The organism is Runella sp., assembly GCF_027484545.1.
In the GTDB taxonomy this organism is placed as follows: Bacteria; Bacteroidota; Bacteroidia; order Cytophagales; family Spirosomataceae; genus Runella.
In genome coordinates this window covers 1-5,369 of record NZ_JAIXST010000224.1, presented here as the reverse complement: position 1 = coordinate 5,369, position 5,369 = coordinate 1, and the positions used below count along the sequence as shown (strand labels likewise).

The 5,369-nt window shown below is 43.2% G+C and carries 6 protein-coding genes and 1 pseudogene; 4 read left to right on the top strand and 3 right to left on the bottom strand.

The genetic code is table 11. The features are described 5' to 3' along the window. The first annotated feature begins 302 nt into the window (after window positions 1-302). The 3 genes from Q0081_RS20495 (at window position 303) to Q0081_RS20485 (ending at window position 3,157) form a co-directional block, all read left to right on the top strand. Window positions 303-1,442, top strand: a complete 1,140-nt coding sequence (locus Q0081_RS20495) for a CmpA/NrtA family ABC transporter substrate-binding protein (protein WP_298357806.1) — start codon at window positions 303-305, stop codon at window positions 1,440-1,442. 86 nt (window positions 1,443-1,528) lie between these two features. Then, complete coding sequence (gene ntrB / locus Q0081_RS20490; protein ID WP_298357803.1) at window positions 1,529-2,311, top strand: nitrate ABC transporter permease; 783 nt, start codon at window positions 1,529-1,531, stop codon at window positions 2,309-2,311. Window positions 2,312-2,362: 51 nt separating this feature from the next. Continuing rightward, on the top strand, window positions 2,363-3,157 hold the full coding sequence (locus tag Q0081_RS20485) for an ABC transporter ATP-binding protein (RefSeq protein WP_298357800.1): 795 nt from the start codon (window positions 2,363-2,365) through the stop codon (window positions 3,155-3,157). 230 nt (window positions 3,158-3,387) lie between these two features. Here the strand turns inward: Q0081_RS20485 and Q0081_RS20480 are convergent, their stop codons facing one another. Then, the gene (locus Q0081_RS20480; RefSeq protein WP_298357797.1) at window positions 3,388-3,681 is read right to left on the bottom strand and encodes a type II toxin-antitoxin system RelE/ParE family toxin; all 294 of its coding nucleotides are present in this window, start codon (window positions 3,679-3,681) and stop codon (window positions 3,388-3,390) included. Further along, window positions 3,682-3,921 carry a hypothetical protein gene (locus Q0081_RS20475; protein ID WP_298357794.1) on the bottom strand — a complete coding sequence of 80 codons (240 nt, stop codon included), beginning with the start codon at window positions 3,919-3,921 and terminating at the stop codon, window positions 3,682-3,684. It abuts the gene before it with no gap. A gap of 65 nt (window positions 3,922-3,986) precedes the next feature. Between Q0081_RS20475 and Q0081_RS20470 the strand changes: the two are divergent. Then, window positions 3,987-4,856, top strand: a pseudogene (locus Q0081_RS20470) (molybdopterin-dependent oxidoreductase); the annotation flags it as partial. Between the two features lie 82 nt (window positions 4,857-4,938). Here Q0081_RS20470 and Q0081_RS20465 read toward each other — a convergent pair. Further along, window positions 4,939-5,280: a transposase gene (locus Q0081_RS20465; protein WP_298357791.1), complete on the bottom strand. Its 342-nt coding sequence runs from the start codon at window positions 5,278-5,280 to the stop codon at window positions 4,939-4,941. Window positions 5,281-5,369: the final 89 nt, after the last annotated feature.

The following is a 5,369-nucleotide window of genomic DNA, read 5'->3' as shown; positions in this document are numbered from 1 at the left end:
GAGGTTAGAAAAGTAAGAATCAATGGCAATTGGGTGCTTGAGCCCATAACCAACCAAACCCAAAAACTACTCTCTAAACTCCAAGTAGCTATTACGTAATTTCTTGGCGGAGTTAGGGGTTAAGCAATAGCGTCGAGACTTTCTAAGTCTTTGAGACTTAGAAAGTCTATTCAATTCTTTTCACCTAAAACATCTTGCCTGAATATGTATCCAAGCTTGCTATCCAATTGTCTTTCCAAAATGAAAACTACTTATAAATTTACTCTTGCTGCACTGGCAGCACTCCTCTTAGTGGCGTGTCGATGCGAAAAGCAGCATTACCTCAAGTAAAATTAGGTTTTATCCCCCTCACTGACTGCGCCCCTTTGGTGGCAGCTAAAGAACTCGGCCTGTTTCAAAAATACGGTGTAGACGTGGTACTTTCAAAAGAAGCATCATGGGCCAATATTCGCGATAAAATACTCAACGGTGAGCTCGACGGAGCGCATTGCTTATTCGGAATGCCTTTCTCCGTCTATACAGGTTTAGGAGGCAAAGCAGGCTCTGAAATGCAGATTGCCATGGTTTTGAACAACAATGGTCAAGCCATTACGCTCTCCAAAGATTTTTGCGGATTGGTAGGCTTCAAAGAAATGAACAAAGTGGCGGCAGCGGTAAAGCAGGTACAGGCACGAAAGGAAGTAACGTTTGCCATGACCTTCCCGGGAGGAACGCACGATATATGGCTTCGTAACTGGATGGCAGCAGCAGGCATCAACCAAAAATCGGTTGGAATTATTACCATTCCGCCTCCGCAGATGGTCGCCAATATGCGCGTTGATAACATGGAAGGCTACTGCGTAGGAGAACCGTGGAATGGCGTAGCAGCCGCTACAAATATCGGTTTTACTCAAATAGCAACGCAGGATATTTGGAAACACCATCCCGAAAAAGCATTGGTTGTCAACAAGGAATTTGCGGCCAAAGAGCGCGAAAACCCTAAAAATGTAATGAAAGCCATCTTGGAGGCGTGCCAATGGCTCGACAATATGAGCAACCGCAAAAAAGCCGCCGGTTGGCTCTCCAAACCATCTTACGTCAATGCTGCTTTGCCCGTTATTGAAGCTCGTTTGTTGGGTTCCAACGACTTAGGCTGCGACTTGGGCGTGCAGAAATACAAAGATGATTACATGACGTTTTATAACAAAGGTTTCGTAAACACTCCTCGTAAAGTTCACGGTGTATGGTTTTTGGCGCAATATGTACGATTCGGCATGCTGAAATCCAATCCGGATTTCAAGGGAATTGCCGAAAAACTCATTTTAGATGACCTCTACGCCGAAGTAGCCCGCGAAGCCAAAGTGCCCGTCATGACCGACGATATGAAAGCCTTCAAGACTACCTACGATGTGTTGTTTGACCCCGCTAATATCTCTGCATATTTGGCCTCAGCAAAAAAATAAATAACAGTATTGACTAGTCAGTATAAAGTAGTAAGACTCATACCTTTCTACTAACTACTCAATACCAACTACTTACTACTAATAGCATGAAGAAACTATTCACAATTCAAACCTACCTGCCGATTTTGTTCGGTATAGGCAGTGCCGTTCTTTTACTGGGCGCTTGGTGGGGTGTCTCCATTCTTACAAACAACGAAATCCCAACTCCCCTCATGACTTGGGCGGTATTCAGCGAAATGCTTGCTACTCCCTTTTATGACAATGGGCCCAACGACAAAGGCATTGGAAATCAACTGGTAAGTTCGCTTATTCGTGTGTTCAGCGGTTTTGGAGCAGGCAGCCTTGTTGCCATTCCGGTGGGCTTGTTGATAGGTTCCAGTAAAACCGCTTTTCGTTTGATTAATCCCATTGTTCAAATTCTGCGTCCTGTTTCGCCTTTGGCGTGGTTTCCGTTGGGATTGTTGGCTTTCAAAGCTGCCGAAGGAGCAACCATTTTCATCATCTTCATTACCAGTGTTTGGCCCACGTTGATTAATACCGCCTTTGGGGTAGCTTCCATTCCGCAAGACCACAAAAACGTAGCCAAAGCGTATGGGTTCTCCAAATGGAAATACATTACCAAAGTCATCATTCCGTTTGCTTTACCGCACATTATCACGGGTTTACGCCTCAGTATCGGAGTGGCTTGGATGGTGATCGTTGCGGGCGAAATGCTCTCTGGCGGCGTTGGAATCGGCTTTTTTGTGTGGGACAGCTGGAATGCGCTCAGTTTGGAAAAAATACTTTCGGCCATTTTGATCATAGGCACCGTAGGCTTATTGCTCGACAAAGGTTTCGATTGGCTTCAAAAACGTTTTGCATTTGCTTAAACAACTTTGACAAAGTTCAAAACTTTGTCAAAGTTTAAAAACACTAAAATCATGACTCTCAATACACTTACTGCTCCCATAGACTCCGCGAGTGAGTTTCATAAAATTCAATCTCGCCCTGCTTCCATTGAAGTAAAAGACGTCAGCGTGTCGTTCAAAACGCCCAAAGGGGTTTTTACGGCCATTAAAAATATTGATTTAACCATTAAAAAAGGGGAGATAGTTGCCTTGATCGGCCATTCCGGCTGTGGAAAATCCACGCTGATGGGCACTATTTCCGGAATGACCGCCCCGACGAGCGGAACGGTCATCGCTAACGGTTCGGTTGTCAAAGGTCCCAGACCCGATCGGGGTATTGTGTTTCAAAACTATTCTTTATTGCCGTGGTTTTCTGTGTACAAAAATATTTACGAGGCCGTGGATTCTGTTTTTAAAAATAAAACGGCTGCTGAAAAACGTGAAATTGTGGAGGAAAATCTCAAGATGGTCAACCTTTGGACTCACAAAGACAAACTTCCAGGACAGCTTTCGGGCGGTATGAAGCAGCGTGTAGCCATTGCGCGGGCGTTTTCCATCAATCCAACCATCCTGTTACTTGATGAGCCTTTTGGAGCTTTAGACGCTTTGATTAAAGGCTCCATGCACATCGAGTTGCTGAAACTCTGGAACATGGACAACCGCAACAAAACCATTGTGATGGTCACGCACGACATTGAAGAAGCAATTTTTCTTTCTGACCGCGTGGTAGTAATGAACAATGGACCTGAAGCCACCATCAAAGAGATTGTAGAGGTTCCGCTGTCGCGTCCACGTAATAAAAAAGCAATCGTTCACGACCCTGTTTGAATTGAAATCCACGACCGATTAATGGGGCTGTTGTTCGACAAATTCTCGATTGAAGATGTTTAAATCTTTGTCAGAATGTTAATGGGCTTTTTGTTCAAATCGCAGTCCATCAGCCACGTACAGGCCTTTATGTATATTGGCGGCATCGTGTCCATCATAGGGTGACCAAACCTTGACAGTCAACTCAATAGAAACGGAGGCCGAATTGCAAACGGCGTAAATACCATTGTTTAAAAGCTATGGCTGGAGCGATTGTCGATAAAGGCAACGATTTCTATTAAGTTACCTGAAACTCGATAAATCATTGAAATGTATTCATTAACCACGCATTTTCGCAATTGAGGAATCTTTGAAGAAGGTGGGCATAATTCACTGAAATTTTGAAGTCTGCTCACTAATTTTTCAGTTGCCAGATCCAATTTAATGGCCGCATTACTATATTGATTATCAAGCAAATAATTTAAAATTTGGATATACGAATCTTCAGCTAATTCTGACCAAACAATTTCAAAACTGTCGTTCATCTATTTGTGTAAAAGTTTTGAAATTCGTTCTCGAACAGCTTGATGAGTATACGTTTGTCCGTTGTCCAATTGCTTGATACTTTCATTAACAAGTTGTTGTTGTGTATCCCGGAGCTTATCCCACCAATCTTCGTGAGAGGTAAGATTGAGGAAATAAGCCCGGACATTTTCCAATATGACCTCGTCTTCGGTATTCACAACCAACCGATGCAAGTCATTTTTTAATTCGAGTACCGACATACCAGCTTTGTTTTTTGAACAAATATAATTTATTTACTCAAATAAAAGTAGCCGCGAACTGAACTATGGAAACCTATAAATCCACCTGCTGCTACTGCGGCGTAGGCTGCGGGGTAGTGGTCAGGAAAACCCGCGATGGGACCATTTCCGTCGCGGGGGACCCTGACCACCCTTCGAGCAAAGGGATGTTTTGTTCCAAAGGCATGAATTTACACTACACCGTAATGGATACAAGCGACCGATTGCTGTATCCTCAGATGCGTTGGAATCGGCGGGGGGATTTACAACGCGTGTCGTGGGATACGGCTTTGGAGCGCGCAGCGGCAGTTTTCAAAACGTTCATCGAAAAATACGGTCCCGATTCCGTTGGATTTTACGCCTCGGGTCAGTGCTTAACGGAAGAATATTACGTAGTCAACAAGCTTATCAAAGGTTTTATCAGATCAAATAACATTGATACCAATTCACGCCTTTGCATGTCGTCGGCAGTGGTGGGGTACAAAATGGCTTTGGGTGAAGATTCCGTTGCGTGCACTTACGAAGACATTGAATTGGCGGATTGCTTTTTGATTGCCGGCCCCAGCCCTGCCTGGAATCACCCGATTGTGTTTCGGCGCCTGGAAGCTCACAAAGCGGCTAATCCACGGGTAAAATTTATTGTGGTGGACCCGCGCCGCACCGATACCGCTAAAATGGCTGATTTACACCTCCAAATCAAGCCCGACACTGACATTGTTTTGATGAATGCCATTGCGAAAGGACTGATTTCGAGGGGATACATTGATGAAAACTTTATCAAAAATCACACTGAAGGCTACGATACCTACCGCGTCAAAGTCGCAGACCGCGACATGCGCGAAGCAGCCAAAATCTGCGGCATCAGTCTCCACGATATTCACCAAGCCGTAGAATACATCGGTAAATCGAAAGGATTTAAGTAGTTGTACACAATTATTTTATATTTTGTTCTTTGAAAATTTGATTTGATAGTTTACTCCAAAAGAATCCCAAATACTATCAAGAGCTATCTTTAAAGTATTCAAGTCCTTGTAGTCTTGTGGCTTTATCCGCACGGGCGGCCCCGCACCTGTATTTCGTATGCCTCCAAAGTGTTTCAATGCGATTAAGATGAGGGCTATATGCAGGTAAATAAAAGATATAAAGACCTTGATTTTGCCACTTTTCTATATTACTTTGAAATAGTTTAGAATGATGAATACGGGCATTATCAAGCACTATAACGCTTGGTTTGGTCAAGGTTTCTTTAAGTTTATCAATGGCTTCGATGATAAATTCAGTTTTGATACTGCCGCATCGATTTCTATGGATTAAGGAACGAGAATTAAATAAGTTGAACATTTAATAATTAATTCTATAATTTAAATCAGGGATTTTAGGGTGCCTTTGGATTCTAATATCATCACTTACAGATTTATCAACTTTGATAT

Bases quoted from the DNA above. Each gene is read 5' to 3' on its own strand.
- Q0081_RS20495 (WP_298357806.1), top strand. From the start codon at position 303: ATGCGAAAAGCAGCATTACCTCAAGTAAAATTAGGTTTTATCCCCCTC.
- ntrB (WP_298357803.1), top strand. From the start codon at position 1,529: ATGAAGAAACTATTCACAATTCAAACCTACCTGCCGATTTTGTTCGGT.
- Q0081_RS20485 (WP_298357800.1), top strand. From the start codon at position 2,363: ATGACTCTCAATACACTTACTGCTCCCATAGACTCCGCGAGTGAGTTT.
- Q0081_RS20480 (WP_298357797.1), bottom strand. From the start codon at position 3,681: ATGAACGACAGTTTTGAAATTGTTTGGTCAGAATTAGCTGAAGATTCG.
- Q0081_RS20475 (WP_298357794.1), bottom strand. From the start codon at position 3,921: ATGTCGGTACTCGAATTAAAAAATGACTTGCATCGGTTGGTTGTGAAT.
- Q0081_RS20465 (WP_298357791.1), bottom strand. From the start codon at position 5,280: ATGTTCAACTTATTTAATTCTCGTTCCTTAATCCATAGAAATCGATGC.